Annotated in this window: 1 protein-coding gene; it reads right to left on the bottom strand. The window is 57.2% G+C overall.

Translation table 11 applies throughout. The annotated features are described in order from the left end of the window. Nucleotides 1-370, bottom strand: a 370-nt coding sequence (locus JQ845_RS22830) for a hypothetical protein (RefSeq protein WP_215907218.1), incomplete at its 3' end; no start/stop codon positions are given. Between the last annotated feature and the right edge of the window lie 107 nt (nt 371-477).

Here is a 477-nt window from a genome sequence, read left to right as displayed (position 1 = left end):
GGATCAGTTTACGCAGAGGCGTCGGCATACGGAATCTCATACGCTCCGGAATCAGAATCTGCATCAGATTCGGCGTCTGCATCCGCATCCGCGTCGGCATCTGCATCCGCATCTGCATCGGCGTCGGCATCGGCATCGGCATCGGCATCCGCATCCGCATCAGCATCGGCATCCGCATCCGCATCCGCATCCGCATCCGCATCAGCATCGGCATCCGCATCAGCATCGGCATCGGCATCAGCATCAGCATCAGCATCGGCATCAGCGTCAGCGTCAGCGTCGGCATCGGCATCGGCATCGGCATCAGCATAAGCATACGCATCCGCGTCAGCATCAGCATCAGCATCGGCATCCGAATCGGCATCAGCATGGGCATCACAATCGGCATCAGCATCAGAGAAAGGTACAGACTAGAAGTCGAAGACAGCATATGCGACAGAAGGAGACCAAGAAACCGACAGCAGAGACACAAGAACA

Origin of the sequence: Pseudomonas paraversuta (genome assembly GCF_904063065.1) — a bacterium.
Classification (GTDB): domain Bacteria; phylum Pseudomonadota; class Gammaproteobacteria; order Pseudomonadales; family Pseudomonadaceae; genus Aquipseudomonas; species Aquipseudomonas paraversuta.
The sequence above is the reverse complement of the archived record's forward strand: the minus strand, read 5'-3'. Positions and strand labels throughout refer to the sequence as shown.